Annotated in this window: 16 protein-coding genes; 12 read left to right on the forward strand and 4 right to left on the reverse strand. The window is 61.6% G+C overall.

The genetic code is table 11. From position 1 onward, the window contains the following. From DK459_RS30890 to DK459_RS29015, 3 genes are all read left to right on the forward strand, one after another. Positions 1-812, forward strand: an 812-nt coding sequence (locus tag DK459_RS30890) for a phospholipase domain-containing protein (RefSeq protein ID WP_199234315.1), incomplete at its 5' end; no start/stop codon positions are given. 309 nt (positions 813-1,121) lie between these two features. After that, a complete protein-coding gene (locus tag DK459_RS29010) occupies positions 1,122-2,321 on the forward strand; it encodes a site-specific integrase (RefSeq protein WP_070541635.1) in 1,200 nt (399 codons plus the stop codon). Next, the gene (locus DK459_RS29015) at positions 2,318-3,484 is read left to right on the forward strand and encodes a YhcG family protein (protein ID WP_070541638.1); all 1,167 of its coding nucleotides are present in this window, start codon (positions 2,318-2,320) and stop codon (positions 3,482-3,484) included. Before DK459_RS29010 ends, DK459_RS29015 begins: the two co-directional genes overlap by 4 nt. A 98-nt stretch (positions 3,485-3,582) precedes the next feature. On the opposite strand, the gene DK459_RS29020 is transcribed toward DK459_RS29015, so the two are convergent. Together DK459_RS29020 and DK459_RS29025 are read right to left on the reverse strand one after the other, a co-directional pair. Further along, positions 3,583-5,358: an ATP-dependent helicase gene (locus DK459_RS29020; RefSeq protein ID WP_083301395.1), complete on the reverse strand. Its 1,776-nt coding sequence runs from the start codon at positions 5,356-5,358 to the stop codon at positions 3,583-3,585. Next, on the reverse strand, positions 5,355-7,106 hold the full coding sequence (locus DK459_RS29025) for an ATP-dependent endonuclease (protein ID WP_110135219.1): 1,752 nt from the start codon (positions 7,104-7,106) through the stop codon (positions 5,355-5,357). Before DK459_RS29025 ends, DK459_RS29020 begins: the two co-directional genes overlap by 4 nt. Positions 7,107-7,766: 660 nt before the next feature. On the opposite strand from DK459_RS29025, the gene DK459_RS29030 reads away from it, so the two are divergent. The 5 genes from DK459_RS29030 (at position 7,767) to DK459_RS29055 (ending at position 15,308) form a co-directional block, all read left to right on the forward strand. Then, the gene (locus DK459_RS29030) at positions 7,767-8,591 is read left to right on the forward strand and encodes a DUF932 domain-containing protein (RefSeq protein WP_070541647.1); all 825 of its coding nucleotides are present in this window, start codon (positions 7,767-7,769) and stop codon (positions 8,589-8,591) included. A gap of 81 nt (positions 8,592-8,672) precedes the next feature. After that, entirely contained in the window at positions 8,673-10,709 is a 2,037-nt protein-coding gene (locus DK459_RS29035) for a ParB/RepB/Spo0J family partition protein (RefSeq protein ID WP_110135220.1), read from the forward strand. A gap of 457 nt (positions 10,710-11,166) precedes the next feature. Next, positions 11,167-12,894 (forward strand): ATP-dependent endonuclease, encoded by a 1,728-nt coding sequence (locus DK459_RS29040; protein WP_083301396.1) that lies wholly within the window; start codon positions 11,167-11,169, stop codon positions 12,892-12,894. Next, the gene (locus tag DK459_RS29045) at positions 12,887-14,284 is read left to right on the forward strand and encodes a UvrD-helicase domain-containing protein (protein ID WP_083301397.1); all 1,398 of its coding nucleotides are present in this window, start codon (positions 12,887-12,889) and stop codon (positions 14,282-14,284) included. The genes DK459_RS29040 and DK459_RS29045 overlap by 8 nt, the downstream gene beginning before the upstream one ends. A 709-nt stretch (positions 14,285-14,993) precedes the next feature. After that, the gene (locus tag DK459_RS29055; RefSeq protein WP_070541656.1) at positions 14,994-15,308 is read left to right on the forward strand and encodes a DUF736 domain-containing protein; all 315 of its coding nucleotides are present in this window, start codon (positions 14,994-14,996) and stop codon (positions 15,306-15,308) included. A gap of 74 nt (positions 15,309-15,382) precedes the next feature. Here the strand turns inward: DK459_RS29055 and DK459_RS29060 are convergent, their stop codons facing one another. Then, positions 15,383-15,817, reverse strand: a complete 435-nt coding sequence (locus DK459_RS29060) for a VOC family protein (RefSeq protein ID WP_070541659.1) — start codon at positions 15,815-15,817, stop codon at positions 15,383-15,385. A gap of 1 nt (position 15,818) precedes the next feature. After that, a complete protein-coding gene (locus DK459_RS29065) occupies positions 15,819-16,103 on the reverse strand; it encodes a helix-turn-helix domain-containing protein (protein WP_083301398.1) in 285 nt (94 codons plus the stop codon). Positions 16,104-16,346: 243 nt separating this feature from the next. On the opposite strand from DK459_RS29065, the gene DK459_RS29070 reads away from it, so the two are divergent. The 4 genes from DK459_RS29070 (at position 16,347) to DK459_RS29085 (ending at position 19,117) form a co-directional block, all read left to right on the forward strand. Continuing rightward, positions 16,347-16,697 carry a DUF2958 domain-containing protein gene (locus DK459_RS29070; protein ID WP_070541665.1) on the forward strand — a complete coding sequence of 117 codons (351 nt, stop codon included), beginning with the start codon at positions 16,347-16,349 and terminating at the stop codon, positions 16,695-16,697. A gap of 347 nt (positions 16,698-17,044) precedes the next feature. Further along, positions 17,045-17,821, forward strand: a complete 777-nt coding sequence (locus DK459_RS29075) for a DUF2285 domain-containing protein (protein ID WP_070541668.1) — start codon at positions 17,045-17,047, stop codon at positions 17,819-17,821. Between the two features lie 115 nt (positions 17,822-17,936). After that, positions 17,937-18,233, forward strand: coding sequence for a helix-turn-helix domain-containing protein (locus DK459_RS29080; protein WP_070541671.1), 297 nt, complete (start codon positions 17,937-17,939; stop codon positions 18,231-18,233). Positions 18,234-18,259: 26 nt separating this feature from the next. Continuing rightward, a complete protein-coding gene (locus tag DK459_RS29085; protein ID WP_070541793.1) occupies positions 18,260-19,117 on the forward strand; it encodes a replication initiator protein A in 858 nt (285 codons plus the stop codon). The last annotated feature ends 13 nt before the right edge of the window (positions 19,118-19,130 follow it).

Below are 19,130 nucleotides of genomic sequence, written 5' to 3' on the forward strand. Positions count from 1 at the left end.
GCTTCGGCATGGGGCCGCGCGTGCCGATGCTGGTGGTGTCGCCGTGGAGCCGCGGCGGCTGGGTCAATTCGCAAGTGTTCGACCACACCTCTGTGATCCGCTTCCTGGAGGCCCGCTTCGGCGTGGCCGAGCCCAACATCAGCGCCTGGCGTCGCGCCGTGGCCGGCGACCTGACCTCGGCCTTCGACTTCGCTGGCGACCGCGCCACGCTGCACGCCGACAGCGCGCGCCACACCTGCGCCCTGCCCTATGCCCTGGAGGCCGTGGGCCGCATGACCGCCGACGGCGAACACTACCGCCTGACCTTCCGCAACCCGGGCACGGCGGGCGCGGTGCTGCACGTCTACGACCGCCGGGCGCTGGAGCGCGCCCCGCGCCGCTATACCGTCGGTGCCGGCGCGCGGCTGGATGACGGCTGGCGTCTCGACGCCGAAGGCGCCTATGACCTGTGGCTGCTGGGTCCGGACGGCTTCCACCGCAGGTTCCGCGGCGACACCCGGGATGCCGGCCTGTTGGAAACGCAGCTGGTGCCGGTGACCTCCGGCATTCGCCTGCGCCTCATCAACCACGGCGACACCCACCTGCCGGTGCAGATCGAATCACGCATGGGCGACGGTTGGCGCGCCATGGCCCATGTGCAGGCCGGCGGCGCGCTGGAACTGAAATACGCCGGTTGCGAAGGCTGGTACGACCTGGACGTCAGCGCCCAGGGCCTGCCGGCCTTCGGCCGGCGGCTGGCCGGGCGCATCAACGCCGGCAAGTCGGGCGTACCGGACCCGCGCCTGTGCCAGGGCGCCGAGTTGCCGCTGTAGGCAGCCGGACACGTAAAAAAACCCCAGCGCGCCGTGGCGCCTGGGGTTTTTTGCCGCCGGGCCGCCCCAAGGCAAAAACGCCCCCTCGGGGGGCAGCGACCCGCGCAGCGGCGACGTGGCGGGGCTTTTTTTTGTTTCACGATGACTCCAGTACCGCATTTCGCTGGACTACGCCAAGGCTCTATACAGCAGGTTTATCAATCACTTAGGCGAGTTCAACATATGCCGGTGCTTTCCGAAACTTGACCCGGCTTCCCCTCGCGTGGCTCCCATGCGGCTCTTGGAAACCGGGCTTTCCGAGGAGTCATCATGGCGAAGATCAAGCTCACCAAGTCCGCAGTTGATGCGGCACAACCCCAAGATAAGGCCATCGAACTGCGGGATACCGTGGTGCCCGGCTTCCTGTGCAAGATCACCCCGGCGGGCCGCAAGGTCTTCATGCTTCAATACCGCACGAACGCCGGTGAGCGCCGCAAGCCCGCCTTGGGGCAGTACGGGGAACTGACCGTCGAACAGGCACGCGCCATGGCGCAGGAGTGGCTGGCCGAGGTCCGCAAGGGCGGCGACCCCAGCGCGGCCAAGAATGCGGCCCGCAAGGCACCGACGATGAAGGAGTATTGCCACACCTTCATGGAGGACTACTCCAAGCAGCGCAACAAGCCCAGCACACAGCGCGGCTATCAGGGCGTGATTGACCGCTGCATCATCCCGATCATGGGCCGGATGAAGGTGCAGGACGTGAAGCGCCCGGACGTGGCCGCGCTGATGAAGAAGCTGGCCTACAAGCCGGCCGAAGCAAACCGCACCTTCGGCGTACTGCGCAAGATGTTTAACCTGGCCGAAGTATGGGGGCTGCGCCCTGACGGCACGAATCCGTGCCGCCATGTCCCGATGTATCCGCCTGGAAAGGAAACCCGGCTCATCGTGGACGATGAACTGGTGCGAATCTTCCGCCAGTTAGAGAAGCTGGAAGCCGAGGGGCTGGAGAACTACGTCATCCCACTGGCCATCCGCCTGCAATTCGAGTTTGCCGCACGGCGCTCGGAAATTTGCCCGCTGGAATGGGACTGGTTGGACTTTGAGAACCGGCGCGTGGTGTGGCCAGACAGCAAGACCGGCGGGGTCTCCAAGCCAATGAGCGAGGAAGCCTATCGGTTGCTGTCCTCTGCGCCACGCCGGGAGGACTGCCCCTACGTCCTGCCTTCGCCCAATGATCCGACCCGCCACCTTACCTTTGGCGAGCACTATTGCGGTTGGACGCGCGTGCTCAAGGCAGCAGGCGTGCCGCATGTCGGTACACACGGCATCCGCCATAGGGCGACAACCGACATTGCCAACTCAGGCATACCCACCAAGGTGGGCATGAAACTCACAGGCCACAAGACCGTGGCGATGTTCATGCACTATGTTCATACCGAGGACAAGCCGGTGCGGGATGCGGCCGAATTGGTGGCCAGCCGGCGACAGGCGATTACGGCGGCATCCCGTTCCATGGAGGTGACAGCATGACAAGGAAGACGCCTGTGGCAACGCGGAAACGGGCCACGTTACCGACTGGTTATGCCGGCATCCACGGCGACATCGTGGAACTGCTGGATGCGGCGCGCCAGGCAGCGGCGCGCAGTGTCAACGCGCTGATGACGGCCAGCTATTGGGAGATTGGCCGCCGGATCGTCGAAGCCGAGCAGAAAGGCAGGCGGCGGGCTGGTTACGGCGAACAGCTGATGGAGCGTTTGTCCACCGACCTGACGGCCCGATTCGGGCGCGGGTTCGGCGTCAACAACCTGGAGAGCATGCGGCGTTTTTACCTCGCGTACCCCCAACCAGAGATTTCCCAGACACTGTCTGGGAAATTGGGAAACGAGTCGCTCCCTGGGAAATCCCAGACAGTGTCTGGGGAATTGAGCCTGTCCGAGCTGGCTCAGGTCTTCACCCTGCCGTGGTCAGCCTATGTGCGGCTGCTGTCGGTCAAGGACGACCATGCCCGCCAGTTCTACGAGGCCGAAGCACTGCGCGGTGGCTGGAGTGTGCGTCAACTCGACCGGCAGATTGGCAGCCAGTTCTACGAACGCACGGCCTTGTCCAAGGACAAGGTGGCGATGTTGACCAAGGGGGCGGTGGCCAAGCCCGATGATGCCGTCACGCCCAATAACGCGATCAAAGACCCGTATGTGCTGGAGTTCCTCGACCTCAAGGACGAGTATTCGGAATCCGACCTGGAAGCGGCCTTGATTCAGCGGCTGGAAGACTTCCTGCTGGAGCTGGGTGAAGGCTTTACCTTCGTCGGGCGGCAGCGGCGCTTGCGTATCGACCAGACCTGGTATCGGGTGGATCTGCTGTTCTTCCATCGCAAGCTGCGCTGTCTGGTCATCATCGACCTGAAGCTGGGCAGCCTGACCCATGCCGATGTGGGGCAGATGCACATGTACTGCAACTATGCCAAGGAGCATTGGGCCTACCCGGACGAGAATCCGCCGGTAGGCCTGATCCTGTGCGCCGACAAGGGCCATGCCCTGGCACGATATGCGTTGGATGGCTTGCCGACCAAGGTGATGGCGGCGAACTACCGGACGGTGCTGCCGGACGCCGAGTTGCTGCAAAAAGAGCTGGAGAACACACGGCGTCTGCTCGAATCTCGCGGAACGCTGTCCCTCAAGGACGGAAAACGGTAAGCGCAGACTCAGAGCCTCAAATCATATACACAAAACACTTGCAACAATCAGCGCAAGAGTGGCGCCAGCGATAATCAATGTGGCATTTTGCCAAAGTGCTACAAGTCCCTTCTTGTGTATGGCACTTGACCTGCGATCAGCACGGCAGTGCATCGATCGGCAAAGGCGACGGGTACTGCAAGCGCTCCCAAGTGCTTGGCGCGCGTTAGCCCAACGTAGAGCACGCGTTTGGCCTCCGCATCTGCACGTAATTCCCAAGAGTCAAATAGAGCTTCAATCCGGTTTTGAGGCGCGCGATTCGGCGGAACAACGACGCACACCGCGCCGTACTCACGGCCTTTTACCTCATGAATCTTTGCGCATCTGAGGCCGAGATTAGTCGGAATTTGAAGATGGTTCGACCATTGCGCATTGGTCGGTCGTCGGAAAAAACTACGCACGGTCACGCCGTCCGGTAGTGAAAGCCCCAGTCGTTCCACCCCCTCATGCACATGGGCTATCCAGGAAAGCCGATCAGCATCGGTATCCCCGCACTCCATAGGAAGATTCATGAGGAAACTCAGCGAACGTCTTCGATGTGCTCGACGATCCATGCCAAGGCGTTCCACGGTTTTCAATAGATGCTCATTCGGTTGGCGTAGCCCCATGAGATCCAGCAGCGTCGTCTCCACTGCTTGAAGCACAGCCTCTCTAGATCGTGCCGTTGCTGCGGGCGACCGGAACTCTGCCACTTTCCGAGCCAATGACTCGATCCGCGAGCTTCCGTTCGAGTCATTGGTGGGCGCGCCAACAGCCCGCTGCGCAACTTTGCCTGAGTGCGCCAGGATAATTGCATTCGTCGAATCCAAGCCAAGTTCAGTAACCCGATCAAGGAAAGCCTGACCGACCATCGCTGTTGGGCCTCGGCCACCGTATGTCAGAAGCAAAACTGGATGTTCAACATTCGCATTATTACCGACAGGCTCATCCACCTCGCCAGCGTTCCTAAGTGTGGCGGCTAACCGGCAGACCGCAGGGCTACTGCGAAAATTGCCCGTTAACCTTCGATGCGATTCAACGGGGTACGTTTCCTTGAATTCCTGAATACCCGCAGGATTGCCATTGCGGAATTCGTAGATCGCCTGGTCAGGGTCACACACAAAGGTAACATGCACGCCGTGTGCTCTGAGCCACGAGAGAATCTGTAGATCGAGCGGATTGCAATCCTGGCCTTCATCTACCATAACCTCGTGGAAACGTGCCGCTAGTGCGCGGACTAGCGCTCCGCCATGCATTGGATCACGAATCAACCGCAGCGTTTGAACGCGGGCGTCGCCGGCACTCAGATAGCCTGCCTGCAGCAAGCCGCGTCGCCGGAGTGCCGCCACCTGTTGATATCGAGCTTGATGCTGGCGTACATGATTTTGCAATCCGGCGTGTCTGATCTTTGCTGGATCAATGACATTGGTTTCCGGGTCGAAGAGATCCAGACTTACCGGATCACCTCGGAAGGCGAATTGTCCAGACAATCGGATCTCGATGCCAAGAGTATCCCAGCTATCGAGGATGATTGGTCGCGTCGTGCTTGTTGCCGCGCAACTTGGTAGCACTACGAAACGCCTGACGAAAGCATCAAGTGTCCCCATGAAGCTAGGATGCTTCAAGAGAGAGTCGAGCCCTACGGCCTGGCAGCGTTCGCGAAACTCATCGACGGCAGAGTTTGTGAACGAGAGTACCGCCACACCACGGCGTGGTGGCAACGTGGCGGCAATCCTGGCTAGGCGAGCAATGATCGTGCGGGTCTTTCCGGCGCCGGGGCAAGCATGAACGAAGGTACCGCCAACGTGTGCAGCGAATGCTTCCTGCTCTACTGTTAGACCCTGAATGCCGATCATGCCTGAGCAGCGCCACGAATCGCATCTGCCAGATAGGGCGGGACAACAAAGGGCTCGCCCGCCGCAATACGTGAAGCCATGGCCTGGGCCAAGTCACCCTTGCGGGTCTTCTTCGCCTCTATCAGCCTAAGAAACGCATCGGGACGGTCCTGCACAGGGACTCTCTCGATCCGATCTTCCCAATCACGCCGTGAGTTGCGATGCAGACGAAGAAATGCGCTCTTAAGAAAGGCTTCGTTTCCAGCACTGAAGATCTCGTGCTCCAACGTGTGCTGATTGGTTAGCACGGTCAGTGCCTGCGGCGCGCCATGTATTGCGGCGAGGTTTTCCAGATCAACTTTCCGATTTCCCAACACAGTTGGGTCTGCGTCGGTGATCACAATCAGTCGATCAGCGATACGTGCATCGCCATGTGGGCGTAGCAGCACCTCTACGTAGGGGCGGAAGTCCACACCTTCGATCGGCACGATGACCGTTCCCTTGAACCGGAGCCATCCATCGGCATCACCGACGAGAACAATCTTCTGCGCCAGTACGGGCAATAGCAGCGCCTCCGCAATTCCTTCCACTAAGATGGCCCTGTTGCCGAACAGCAGCGCGGAGCGCGTCACGTCCAGATAGCGGCTGATCTTATCCAGTGTCTTTGGCTTGAGTCCGATTTCGGCAATGGGCACACTGACTGATTCTGAAACCGCCACCCCGTTTTGGTCGCGACGACGCGAACGCATGACCACTAGATGCGTTGGAGAGACCCATGCCGTTAGGTTCGGCGAATGGGTCGTCACGACGATCTGGATGCGGCCTTCCGGCTTGCCAGGATCGATGACACGATTATTCGATTGGCGTGCTTGGTCTAGCAGGAATTCGAGCACAAGCACCTGCAACTGCGGGTGCAGATGCGCTTCAGGTTCTTCGACGAGGAAAATCGTGAGGTCGGTCTCCTTGGCTTTGGCCAATTCAACCACTACCGTGGCCATATAGAGTAGATTGGAGTAGCCCAGACCAGAGGCCCGGATGTCTTCGGGAACCAGACCAGTGTCTGCCAGACGAAACCTCAAATCGCGGGCGACGTCGAATAGGGTTTCGGCGCCGAAGTCCAGCGCTGCCGTTTGCGGGCGAACCCCATTGGTCAGCAAGCCTAGGGCTGTACCGATCTCCGTGTTCATCGTGGTCAGGATGTCGGGCCGTTCATCCGCGCGCCTGACGCCAGCGAGGAAATCCTGTTCTTGATCCTTGGGTAGGAAGTTGCGCAGCAGCGCCATGACCCGTGTGCCACTGCCAGTGCCAAGCGCTTGATGCGCATCGCGTAAAGGAGGAAGGTAGACATGTCGGATCAGTTCAGAGGAGCCGGCCTCCGGCTCGTTGGTGTCGAAGCGCCCGGCCCAAACCGTGGTCTTCCCACGCGGCGCGCGCTCGGATCGTGACTCATACCGATAGCCGAATACTGCTTCGTTCGTAGTGGGATCTGGAACTGCCGAGATCAGCAGCCCTTTTAGGGTGTCGCCGAGTTCTCGGAAAACACCTTCGATCTGGAAGTTTGGCGCAGTCGCGTGGCGTCGTACATCTTCGTCCTCCGGATAACGCTCCCGTCGTCCACTCAGCGGTAAGGTAAGCAACCGGATTGCGTCTATGACGTTGGATTTGCCACCATTATTCTCACCGACCAAGACTGTCAGGTCGGGACGGAAACTGACGGTCACATTGTCGCAAGACCGAAAACGCGAAATTGTTAAACCGCCCAAATACATAAAGCCCCCCTGCTGACTAAACGAGCCTAGATATCCTATTTGCGTTGCCTTCTTATAGGCTGACAACGACAACTATCCGTCGTCAATACTTACATTTTAGAAGATTTACGCCTATTGGCATCTGACCTGTCGCGTCCGTCGCTGCCAATACCACTGGGCGTCCCCGGCCAAGAAATATGGCCGGTCGCGCTGTCGTGCGTGGCATCGAGCCTCGCTGCGCGAGTCTCGCCCCTGACGGGCTTCCATCGTTTCCTCGCTCCGCTCGGCTGACGCCTACGGCCCGGCTTCCAGATCCGGGCCTGCGCGCTTGCGCTTGCGTGCGGTTTGCACATCGCGGCGGCCGTTGCCATGTCCAGCCGTCTCTCCTGACTCCATCACCTTGCTCGCGACTGTAGCCCGTGGCCGCGTGCCGTCAAGGCGCGCCAGGCCGTGTCCTCGGCTGCGCCTGCGGGCCGCTCCACCCTGACGCTTTCCTCCTTGACGGCCCCCGTCCGTGGGCTCCTGACCGTCGCGGGCGATGAACTCAGGAAAGACGGTGGCAACAGGGCCAACCGGGTTCTTCGTGCCAACCGCACCGAACAGCCACAAAGGCTGGGCTCCGAATCTTGGAATCCGGTGCGCGGTTTGAACAGCAAACCCTTTTCGTCAGGAGTAAAGACCATGCTTGCATCCCGTTTCGCTTCCCATTCCCCGGTCCTGCGCAGCGACTATCCGCTGCCCGATGACCAGATTCACCGCGTGGCCCCGTCCATCTTCGCGGACGCCCCGCATGAGAGCCGTTCCGAGCGGTACAGCTACATCCCCACCGCCGCCGTGCTGACCGAACTGCGCAAGGAAGGGTTTCAGCCCTTCATGGTGGCGCAGACCCGCACCCGCGTTGCCGACCGGCGCGACTTCACCAAGCACATGATTCGCCTGCGCCACGCCAGCCAGATCAACGGCGCGGAAGCCAACGAAATTGTGCTGTTGAACTCGCACGACGGCACCAGCAGCTATCAGATGCTGGCCGGCATGTTCCGCTTTGTCTGCGCCAATGGTCTTGTCTGCGGCGACACCGTGGCCGATGTGCGCATTCCCCACAAAGGCGATGTGGCCGGTTCCGTGATCGAAGGCGCTTACGAAGTCTTGAGCGGCTTTGAGCGTGTGAAGGAAAACCGCGAAGCCATGCGGGCCGTCACGCTCGACGAGGGCGAAGCCGAGGTATTCGCCCGCGCCGCCCTGGCCTTGAAATACGACGACCCGGACAAGCCCGCGCCCGTTTCCGAATCGCAAATCCTGATGCCGCGCCGATTCGATGACCGCCGCCCGGACTTGTGGAGCGTGTTCAACCGCGCCCAGGAGAACCTGACCAAAGGTGGCTTGTCCGGGCGCAGCGCCAACGGACGCCGCCAGCGCACCCGCCCGGTGCAGGGCATTGATTCCGATGTGCGCCTGAACCGCGCCCTGTGGCTGCTGGCCGATGGCCTGCGCCAGTTGAAAGCCTGATTCCCCTACGCGGCAAGGGCAGGCAGCAACCCTTGCCGCGTCATTTGCTGCTGCATTCCCTCATCGCAAGGAGTTTTCACCATGAACGCCATCAACCACACCGAAGCCCAAGCCATCCACGCCGCCGCCAGCGCCGCGCCTGCCATGCCGCTGGAAGCCGCCGACCCCACCAAGAACCTGATTCTTGTCCCGCTGTCGCGGCTGGTGTCCCGCCCCAAGGGCCGCAACGTGCGCAAGACCCCGCGCATGTCCATTCCCGAACTCGCCGCCAGCATCCAGCGTGTCGGCCTGCTGCAAAACCTGATCGTCACCGCAACCGCCGATGGCGAACACTACGAAGTCGTGGCCGGTGGCCGTCGCCTTGCCGCCTTGAAGCTGCTGGCCAAGAAACGCCGCATCAGCAAGGAATGGGAAGTGCCTTGCCTGCGGGTGGCCGATGCCACCGCCCGCACGGCGAGCCTCACCGAGAACGTGCAGCGCGAAGCCATGCACCCGGCAGACCAGTTTGAAGCCTTCGCCGCGCTGGTGCTGGAAGGCCGCAGCATCGAGGACATTGCTGCGGATTTCAGCGTCACGCCGCTGGTGGTGCAGCGCCGCTTGAAGCTGGCGAATGTCTCGCAGCGCCTGCTGGCCGACTACCGGGCCGAAGCCGTGAGCCTTGACCAGTTGATGGCCCTTGCCATCACCGACGACCATGCCGCACAGGAAGCCGCGTTCTACGATGCGCCGACATGGCAGCGCAGCCCGCACAATCTGCGCGAACGCCTGACCGAGCGCGAGATTGACGCCTACCGGCATCCGTTGGTGCGCTTCGTCGGGCTGGACGCCTACGAAGCCGCAGGCGGCGGCATCCGCCGCGACCTGTTCGCGGATGATGATGCAGGCGTGTACCTGACCGACGCGGCACTGCTGGAACGGCTGGCGCAAGACAAGCTGGCCAGCCTTGCCGCCGAGGTGAAGGCCGAAGGTTGGGCATGGGTGGATGCCACGCCTTCTGTCACCCATGCCGACCTGCACGCCTTCCAGCGTGCCCCCAGGGAGAGCCGTGAACCGAACAAGCGCGAAGCCGCCCGCATCGAGACGCTGCAAACCAAGCTGCACGCACTGGCCGAAGCCGTGGATGCCGCGCTGGACGCCGAGGACGAGGACAAGGCCGACGCCTTGCAGGAGGAAGGGGAACGCCTGGGCGAGCAGTTGCAGGCGCTGGAAGATGGCTTGCAGGACTACAGCCCGAACGTGAAGGCCGCAGCCGGTGCCATCGTCACCATCGACCGCAGCGGCGCAGCCGTGGTGCATCGTGGCCTGATGCGCGAAGCCGAAGCCCGCGCACTGCGCACGCTGGAACGCTTGCGGCAGGGTTTCGGCAGCGACGGCGAAGCCGGGAATGACGACGAAGGCGAGGAAGCCGACGACACACCCAAAACCGCCGCTTTGTCCGACCGGCTGGCGCAGCGCTTGAGCGCCCACCGCACCGCCGCGCTGCAAATCGAAGTCGCCCGGCATCCGCAAGCCGCGCTGGCTGGCGTGGTGCATGGGATGGTGCAGACCGTCTTGCAAGGCAGCCATTACGGCCACGATCTGCCGCTGGGCGTGAAACTGACCCAGCAAGACAGGCTGGAAGGCATGGCCCCGGACTGGCCGGAATCGCCCGCCGCCGTCGCGTTGCGCGAACTGCAACAGGTGGCAGGCGACGCCTTGCCGCAGGACAGCGCCGAACTGTTCGCCGCGCTGCTGGCAAAGCCGCAGGATGAACTGGTGCGGCTGCTGGCGGTGTGCGTGGCGTCCACGGTGGATGTAGTAACGCCACGCGCCACGGCGCAGCAACCGGGCGCGGAGCTGGCGCAGGCCGTAGGGCTGGACATGGCCGCATGGTGGCAACCCACGGCAGACGGCTACTTCAAGCACATTTCCAAGGCCGCGATTCTGGAGGTCGTGGGCGAGTTCGCGCCGGAGCATGTCACCCGACTGGCGAAGTTGAAGAAGGCCGACATTGCCAGCGAGGCCGAACGGCTGGCCGATGGCATCGGCTGGATGCCCGCCATCTTCCGCGCCGAAGGCCCGCAGCAGGACGCGCAAGCCGTGGCAGAAGATGAAGACGCCGAAGCACTGGCCGCGTGATCTTGCATCGCTGATGGCGCCCCGGCTCGATCGGGGCGCTTCACTTTGAGAAGTCACCATGAACCAACCTCTCAAACTGCTCCGGCAATGTACTCGCCCGCAGCTGGACGCCCGTCCCTGCCTGACAGACATTCACCCCATCACGGGTTACGCCTTGCCGCGTGGTGGATCTTCGAAACGAAGGACCAAATCCAATCCGCAACGTGCCTACGCCATTCTGGCCTGAGCGCGGCGAGTACCAAAAATCCGGGCGCGGCAGTGGCCGCGCCCGGTGTTCAAAGCCAACAGCCGAAGCAGAACGCCACTACACCTTCGCAGTGCGGGTTAAAAGGTATCGCAGTAATGAGTGATAGCTTCTGGCTCTTCCCCCTACATGGCTAGTATCATGAAAACGCCTGACACACTGTTCACAAATTGAAGGATACAGATCGACCTGGCGTACATCGAAAGGGAGAGCATGCAAATCCGACAACTCAAGATCTCGAATTTCCGAGGCATCTCTGCACTGGACTGGAAGCCTGATTCTTCCTTCTGCTGTCTCATTGGCCCCGGTGACTCGGGAAAATCCACTTTGCTCGATGCCGCCGAAGCGGCACTTTCGTCTCGCTGGTTCTCGTTCACCGAGCCGGACTTCCTCGCCTGTGACACTTCCAACTCCATCGTCATCGAAGCCACAGTTGGCGAGCTTTCCAAATCTCTGAAATCAGACGAACGTCTCGGCCTTTACATCCGAGGATGGACGGCTGCTGGCCAGCTACGCGATGAACCCGAAGATGATGATGAGCCCGTATTGACAGTCCGCCTCACTGTTGATGCCACTATGGAGCCTGTTTGGGAACTGGTATGTGATAGGAGTGAGGAGCCTCGCACTCTGTCCAACCGCGATCGCGCACTTTTCGGCCTTGTTCGATTGGCCGGTGAAGACGCGCGGCATTTGGCTTGGGGTCAAGGATCGGTTCTGTCTAGACTGACAGGCGACAATAAAGAGGCAGCAGCCCGTCTTGCAGAGGCATATCGGGCTGCCCGAGCGAGCGCCAATCTGAACGACATTGAAGCACTCGCCGACACGGCAGAATTGGCCGAGGGGTTCGCCAAGGGACTGGGTGCATACGTTGAGGGCAGTTATGAACCCGGCTTGGAGCTTGGGCGATCCGGGCTGTCTTCGGGCTCTATTGCTCTCCATGACAGTGGTGTCCCGCTTAGGTTGTCCGGCCTTGGCACTCGACGGCTCGCCACCTTGGCAATTCAGAAATCTGCTATCGCTGAAGGGGCTATTGTCTTGATTGACGAGATTGAGCATGGGCTTGAGCCACATCGGATCATCGGCGCGATTGCGCAACTCAAGAGTGATCAATCAAAGGCAAAGGAGACAGGCAAGCCGGTTGGGCAAGTCCTAATGACTACACACTCCGATGCTGCACTCGGAGAGGCCGGCGCGACCAGCTTGCGTGTGATCCAAACATATCGACCAGGACGAACAGCTACGGTCGCTCATTCTAATTCTCCTGATCTTATCCGCGCTCTGATGCGCTTTACGCCTAGAGCGCTGTTCGCACGCCGAATATTAGTGACTGAAGGAAACACCGAGCTTGGTCTTCTCCTTGGTTTGCGCGAGAACTGGCCAGCGCGTCATGCAAATCGGCCAATTGAACAACTGGGAGCTGCCCTCGCCGACGGCAATGGTGAGCAGGCACCCTCAATGGCTCTTGCGCTCGCCGGCCTGGGCTATACGACTGCAATCTATCGAGATTCGGATACGGTTTTGCCCCCTGCCACCACAGCTGCGCTGGCGGCAGCTAATGTTCCTATTTTCGAATACGGCGGTGGACTCAACACCGAACAAGTTGTTTTTTCGACCGCGAGCGATGCTCTGGTTCAAGAACTGCTGGTCTACGCTCGCGAAGAACGGGGCGACGATGCCATCGACAACAATCTCGACATCAAAATTCCCGACCTAGATATTGCGACGATCAGAGGCGATTTTGCAGCCTGGGAGTTTTTTTCTGAAATGGATGGCGCTCAGCTTCGGGAAGCAGTTGCCGAAGTGGCTAGCAGGAAAAAGTGGTTCAAAGATCAAAGAATCGGTCGAGGCTTGGCGCCAATAGTTTGGCGGATCGCTGCCGAGAATCCCGAATCACCGCTTGCGACGGCCTTGACTCAAGCCGAGGTATGGCTGTATGCCTGACGCCGTCGATCTCTTCGCTTTGGGCAACGCGGCAGTGGTGGCGCCTGCCGGGCATGGCAAAACGGAGATCATTGCCAATGTTGCGGCCTTGGGCGGTCGCGCGCTGATCTTGACCCACACGCATGCGGGCGTGCATGCCATTCGGGCGCGCATAAAGCGCTTGGGCGTTCCTCATTCGCTCGTTACTGTCGATACCATTGCCGGGTGGTGCATGCGCTATGCCCATGCATTTCCTGGCGCGGCCCAACCGCCTGATGGCCTGCCACAAACAGGCGAGCAATGGAACCAACTCTATCGTGGTGCGACCGCAACTCTCGGGGTCAAGGCTGTCCGCGAGGTCATTGCAGCCTCCTACGACCGCATCTTGATTGACGAGTATCAAGACTGTCATAGCTTGCAGCACCAACTCGCAGTTGCGCTCTCAGGCATTGTGCCCACCTTGATCTTTGGCGACCCGATGCAGGGTATCTTCGAATTTGCTGGCGCGACATTGAGCTGGAGCGACGATATCCATCACGGCTTCCCGTTTGCTGGGACACTCGAAACGCCTCACCGCTGGGTTGGCAAGAATCCAGAACTCGGACAGTGGATCGCGGAGACTCGCTTGAAGCTCATGCGCGGCGAAGTTATCGACTTGTCTGACCCTCGCATTAGCTATCGTGAATCAGATGATGCCTTCGACATGGGAACACTCTTCGAGGGTATCGACGGAAAGGATGGCAGCTTCGCCGCCATCCATTGCAACAAGACCATCTGCTATAGACTCGCCAAAGCCGCCAATGGTGGATACCAGGCTATCGAGGAAATCGCCGCGAATCGACTTCGGGATTTCGCGTCCGCGTGGGATCGAGCGGCTGACGGTACTGGGAGGCTTCGGTCGTTCACTTCTCTAATTGAAGATTGCTTCCACAAAAAACCAGTTGTCGAGGACGAACTGCCTGATCCCGAGGACACTGCGCTTCAGCAAGCAATGCGGGATCTGGTACCTACGTTGGCCCAAGGTAGTGGAGCGGAAGCTGTTACCCAGATGTTCGGGTTGGCCCGCAAACGCCCAAGATGGAAGCTTTATCGCAATGAGCTATGGCGAGATGCCGAACGGGCCGCGACCGAGGTTTCTGCTGGTCGAGCCGAGACAATGACAGCAGCGACTCTCAGCATTCGCCAGCGAGTCAGTAATTCGGGTCGAAGGTTACCTAAACGCACTGTCTCGACTCCGCTGCTATTGAAGGGGTTGGAATTCGATCATGTGGTCATCCCTGACGCGAGCCACTTCGCGAATGAGCGTCAGGCTCAGGCGAAGCTCTTTTATGTGGCCATTTCTCGGGCCACTCAATCACTGACAATTTCGTCACCAGCACGTTTTATCCAGCTTCCTGTTCCCAACGTCTAGCAGCAAGAAAATCACAAGCGAAGCGTGGCGGCACCATGCGCCGCCGGGCTTTCGGGCTGCGCCCCGTGCCGGCAAGCCGTCACGGCCATGAGGCATCAATCCCTCACGCCTTCGCGCCTGCGGCGCTGCGCGCTACCGCTTGCAGGACAAGCGCCCCGCCGCAATGGGCGGGGCTGGTGGGGCTACGTCCCGGCTTGCTGCGGCAGGTTGTGGGAAAGCGTGCCGTGCCCGACGCTGACGGTTCGTTGCCTGTTCGTCACGAAGGACGGTTCACCGACACGCCGCCCGGCCTCGCTATGGAGCTTTCACGCCACGCCTCAAGTACGTCGCCGCAAGCTGCGGCGGGGGCCGTTTTCGCCTGTCGTTGGGAGATTGGCCTTGCCCGCGTCAAAGCACAAACCAGTGTAGCCGTCACGCGGGATGCCGAGTCGGCCATGTCTCCATTCGGGCGCGGTCGGCCTGTACGTCCTTGTCTTGTCGTGAATCCTGGCGGTGGCGCGGCTGCGCCTTGGGCTTTATGGCCGCAACCTTGCAGCGCAAACAATTTCCCCTGCGCTGCGCGCATTCCTCGCGGGGCAAATTGTAGGCGCTTCCAGATTCTCCACGGTGTTGCGACCGCTGCGCGGTGCGGCCAGCCCATCCCCCGCCGGACGGATCACAACAAGGACGCACTGGCGCGACCTTGATTCACCCGAAAGGAGTAATTGCAATGGCTAACATCGGCACCTTCACCGCAGACAAAGACGGCTACACCGGCACGCTTCGCACCCTGACGCTCAACGTCAAGGTCAAGCTGGTTCCCAACGACAAGGGCAACACCGAGAGCGCCCCCGACTTCCGCCTGCAAGCGGCGGGCCACGATTTCGGCGCAGGGTGGCGGAAAGTCAGCGAAGCCGGACGGCCCTATGTGTCCGTGTCCCTCGACGATCCTTCGTTCCCGGCGACGGTCTATGCCCGCCTGATCGAAGGCGAGGACGGCGCGCACGACCTGATCTGGTCGCGCAGCAAGCCCAAGGCGGCCTGAAGGCCACCCACCGCGCCCCGCCCCTTGCGGCAGGGCGCTTCCTTGTACAGCCCGGCTCCGGCGTTCGCCGTTGATTACCGACCCTGTGGGTCGGGCCGATGATGGACGTACTCGACAACGGTGCCATCCGGGTGAACGGCATTGAATGCCGCGCCTGTGGGAACGACTTGCAGAGGAAAAATGATCTTTGCCCCGGCAGCCACCAGTTTGTCGTAGTAAGGCTGCACATCATCGACCAGGAGCGTGCCCGTGGTCGAAGTGAAAGGCGCCAATGCTTCGGGCGTTCCCTCGATCAGCAGGAACGCGCCGACCATCGCCAAGCGCAAACCCGCTTCGGGGAACGGAAAGCCACCGTCGGCGGTCACGCCTTGTAGGTCTTCATAGAAACGAACGCTGCGTTCAAGCTCCCCCGGCCCGACGAACACCCGGATCAGCACGCGCGGTACGCGCTGTTGCGAGGTGTCGTTGCGGTCGCGCCACAGATGGTCGAAGTCGCGGGGTTCAGTCATCTCATTCACCAAAAACGATTGCATCCAGTTCCTTCTGGATTTGTACCAGAAGCTGCTGGGTTTTGCGTTTGTCTTCGCCGGCATAGGCCAGCGTCAGCAGCGTGAGCGGATGCACGTCCATCACCTCGCACAGCTCGGCCAGCTTGCTGATGGTGGGGCTTTTCAGGTCGCGCTCCAGGGTGCTCAGGTAGGTACGGCTCGACACGTCGGAGAACGCTTCCTGGCTCAAGCCACGCGCTTTCCTGACTGTCTTCAATGCCTTCGCCAATGAGTATGCTGCCGCCACCTATGGTTTCCTCTCAAAAACCAAGATGACATCGCATTGCGCCCTATAGGGCTACAATCTATAGTGTTCATTTGGTGTTGCTCTACGCTTTTGTGCTTCTACGGGAATCAACATCTACGGATGGCTCCAAATCCAGGGAACTGTATTTGTGCCTCTACTGACTTGCACAATCCCGCTTCGCCGGTTCCGCGCATGGGCACAAAAGCGTAGCCACGTATCCTCGGTTTTGTGGGAATTGCGATCATGACCTTGCCGCTTGTCACCGCCGATGAACGCGCCCGGCTGCTGGCCTACGGCGCTGCACGCGCTGCCGGCCAAGTCATCGACCCGCTGCCCGTGGTGCGGCTGTTCACGCCGGATGCGCACGCGATCTGGCTGCTGGCGTCGCTCGATCCTGCGGATGGCGATACGACCTATGGCCTGATCGACCTCGGCATCGGGATACCGGCGCTGGGCACGATCAAGCTATCCGATCTGGCGTCCATCGTCGGGCCGCGCAAGCAACCCGTGATGCGCGACCGTTACTTTCAGCCGACGCGGCCGCTGTCGGAGTATGTGCGGCTGGCCGAAGAAGACGGTTCGATACCGGACTGATGCAGGCCCGCGCAGCGAGGCCAAGCGCAGCGCATTGTGACTATTTCCGTCTCACTCAAGACCCGGCCGGTCTGAATCCGCACTCTTGCACCGAAGCGGTGCAAGAGTGCTGCAAACAGTCATGGTCTTTGGCCCGGGCTGCGGCACGGTATCGACTGCTGACCGTCGATTCCTTAGCGGTGCAGCCGTCGCATTCAGACGATTTTCGCAATGCACCGGAGCCAATTGGACTTGACACCCGCAGTTTCAGCTTAACCCGATCACGATGACGTTTTGATGTTGAAACGGTAGCTCCCGCACGCCGAAAACCGTGGCGACGTTCCTGCTGACTGACAGGAGGTTGCGTCATGGCTGGCCCGAGTGCCGAACATCGAGAACACTGGTATCCGACCGCCGCGTATCTTTACACGCTGCACCTTGATGGCCCGGCCTTGGCCTGGGAGTACCTGCGCCGCAATCCCGACTACCGGCACGACTGGCTGCGCCGTCGCCGCCGTCCGGATGCGGCGCACCGCTGGGGCCTGCGCCTGCTGGAAGACCCGGCCCTGGACGCGCGCGACGCGCATCCGGCCTGGTTCCCCGATCACGACGGCGTGGTCCAGCTCTACCCGGACGCCGACCCGCCTCCCGATGCCTATGCCTTCGCGTTCTGGCGCGTCCCCGGCCGCAAGCACCTGATCCACGATGGCAAGCGCCTGGTGCTAGTGTCGCGTTGGCCCGGCTGCTGCCTGCGGCTCGCGCTGGCGCCGGGCTTGGAAGACGGTATGGCCTATCTCTATGCCACCCGCGCCTGCGCCACGCCCTGCGCGCGCTATCGGGCACTGATGGCCGAACTGGACAAGCTGGCGGTGCTGCCGGACTCCATGCCTGCGGCAGTGGCCCGTTCCCGGCCCACGCTCGCGGCGGTGCAGGAACTGCACACCTTGCAGGCGCTCGATGCGACCCTGGCGGGCGCGTCCCTGCGCGAGATAGCCGAAGGGCTGTTCGGCGTGGATGCCGTGGCCACCGACTGGCACGCCGACAGCGCCTTGCGCGCCCGCGTGCGGCGGCTGGTGCGTCGTGGCGAGGCGCTGATGCGCGGCGGCTATCGCAGCCTGGCGCAGCTTGAGCCAGTTGCATCGTAGTAAGGGGGGACGTTTTGCGCTCGCTGCAATTCGTCCCTTAGCAGGAAGCCTGAATTTCTCGAAAGTGCCTCTATCCGGCTGCGTGGTGTGGCCGGGCTTGATGGAGGTAAATCCCATGCGACCCGCTCCCTTGCGGCCCTCTGTAACCGCTTCTTCCGCTGCAGTCGCTGCGCCCGCGCAGCCCCAGCGCTATCTCACCAACGACGAAGCCGCCGACTACCTGCGGCTGTCGCCCCGCACGCTGGAGAAACAGCGCGTGATCGGCGGCGGGCCGAAGTTCCGCAAGTTCGGCCGACGCGTCATGTACGCGGTGGCCGACCTGGATGCCTGGGCCGATGCGCGCAGCTTTGATGCCACCTCCGACCCGGAGTACGCCGAGCGCCATGCGGGTGACTACCGTGACCGCCGCTGATCGCAGGTTCACGGGTGGCCGCCGTCATGTCCAGTCCCGCGCTGCCGCCCCGGCAGCGGCCGGTGCAGGAGCGCAAACAGCTCGACCTGTTCCGCGCCTTGCCGGGCGACATGGCGCCGCGCGACAGCCAGGACCTGATGGCCTATCCGTTCTTCTCGCTGGCGAAATCCAAGCGGGTCAAGCCCATCGACTTCCGGGCTGGCAACGTGACGATACGCGTGGAAGGCACGCAGGAGCACGGCATCGCCACCATCTGGGATGCCGACATCCTGATCTGGGCCGCCAGCCAGATCGTGGAGGCGCAGGACGCGGGGCTGCGGCCGTCGCGGCTGATGCACGCCACGCCTTACGAGATCCTGCGCTTCATCGGGCGCGGCAAGTCGCTACGCGACTACCAGCGCCTCAAGGCCGCGCTGGATCGGCTGCAATCGACCACCGTGGCCACGTCCATCCGCGAGACGACCGGACGGCGGCTGCATCGCTTCTCATGGATCAACGAGTGGAAGGAACTGGCCGACGCCAACGGCACGCCGCTGGGCATCGAACTGATCCTGCCGGACTGGTTCTATGCGGGCGTACTCGACGCCGCTCTGGTGCTGACCATCGACCCGGCGTATTTCCGGCTGACCGGCGGCATCGAACGTTGGCTGTACCGCCTGGTGCGCAAGCACGGTGGCAGGCAGGAATACGGCTGGCAGTTCGACTTTCGACACCTGCATCGCAAGTCGGGCAGCAGCACGCGATTCTCGGATTTTGCCTACGACTTGCGTGCCCTGGTCGCCCGGCAATCCCTGCCAGGGTACGAGCTGGATATCGTGCGGATACCCGAGGACGACGTGGAATTGCTGACCTTCCGGCCCGTGCCGTCCACGGCACGGGGATAACTGTGGGAAAGCC

Source organism: Achromobacter sp. RW408 (genome assembly GCF_003184165.1).
Classification (GTDB): Bacteria; Pseudomonadota; Gammaproteobacteria; order Burkholderiales; family Burkholderiaceae_B; genus Achromobacter; species Achromobacter xylosoxidans.

Bases quoted from the DNA above. Each gene is read 5' to 3' on its own strand.
- DK459_RS29035 (WP_110135220.1), top strand. From the start codon at position 8,673: ATGAACGCCATCAACCACACCGAAGCCCAAGCCATCCACGCCGCCGCC.
- DK459_RS29060 (WP_070541659.1), bottom strand. From the start codon at position 15,817: ATGACTGAACCCCGCGACTTCGACCATCTGTGGCGCGACCGCAACGAC.
- DK459_RS29025 (WP_110135219.1), bottom strand. From the start codon at position 7,106: ATGTATTTGGGCGGTTTAACAATTTCGCGTTTTCGGTCTTGCGACAAT.
- DK459_RS29055 (WP_070541656.1), top strand. From the start codon at position 14,994: ATGGCTAACATCGGCACCTTCACCGCAGACAAAGACGGCTACACCGGC.
- DK459_RS29070 (WP_070541665.1), top strand. From the start codon at position 16,347: ATGACCTTGCCGCTTGTCACCGCCGATGAACGCGCCCGGCTGCTGGCC.
- DK459_RS29030 (WP_070541647.1), top strand. From the start codon at position 7,767: ATGCTTGCATCCCGTTTCGCTTCCCATTCCCCGGTCCTGCGCAGCGAC.
- DK459_RS29045 (WP_083301397.1), top strand. From the start codon at position 12,887: ATGCCTGACGCCGTCGATCTCTTCGCTTTGGGCAACGCGGCAGTGGTG.
- DK459_RS29040 (WP_083301396.1), top strand. From the start codon at position 11,167: ATGCAAATCCGACAACTCAAGATCTCGAATTTCCGAGGCATCTCTGCA.
- DK459_RS29075 (WP_070541668.1), top strand. From the start codon at position 17,045: ATGGCTGGCCCGAGTGCCGAACATCGAGAACACTGGTATCCGACCGCC.
- DK459_RS29080 (WP_070541671.1), top strand. From the start codon at position 17,937: ATGCGACCCGCTCCCTTGCGGCCCTCTGTAACCGCTTCTTCCGCTGCA.
- DK459_RS29085 (WP_070541793.1), top strand. From the start codon at position 18,260: ATGTCCAGTCCCGCGCTGCCGCCCCGGCAGCGGCCGGTGCAGGAGCGC.
- DK459_RS29015 (WP_070541638.1), top strand. From the start codon at position 2,318: ATGACAAGGAAGACGCCTGTGGCAACGCGGAAACGGGCCACGTTACCG.
- DK459_RS29010 (WP_070541635.1), top strand. From the start codon at position 1,122: ATGGCGAAGATCAAGCTCACCAAGTCCGCAGTTGATGCGGCACAACCC.
- DK459_RS29020 (WP_083301395.1), bottom strand. From the start codon at position 5,358: ATGATCGGCATTCAGGGTCTAACAGTAGAGCAGGAAGCATTCGCTGCA.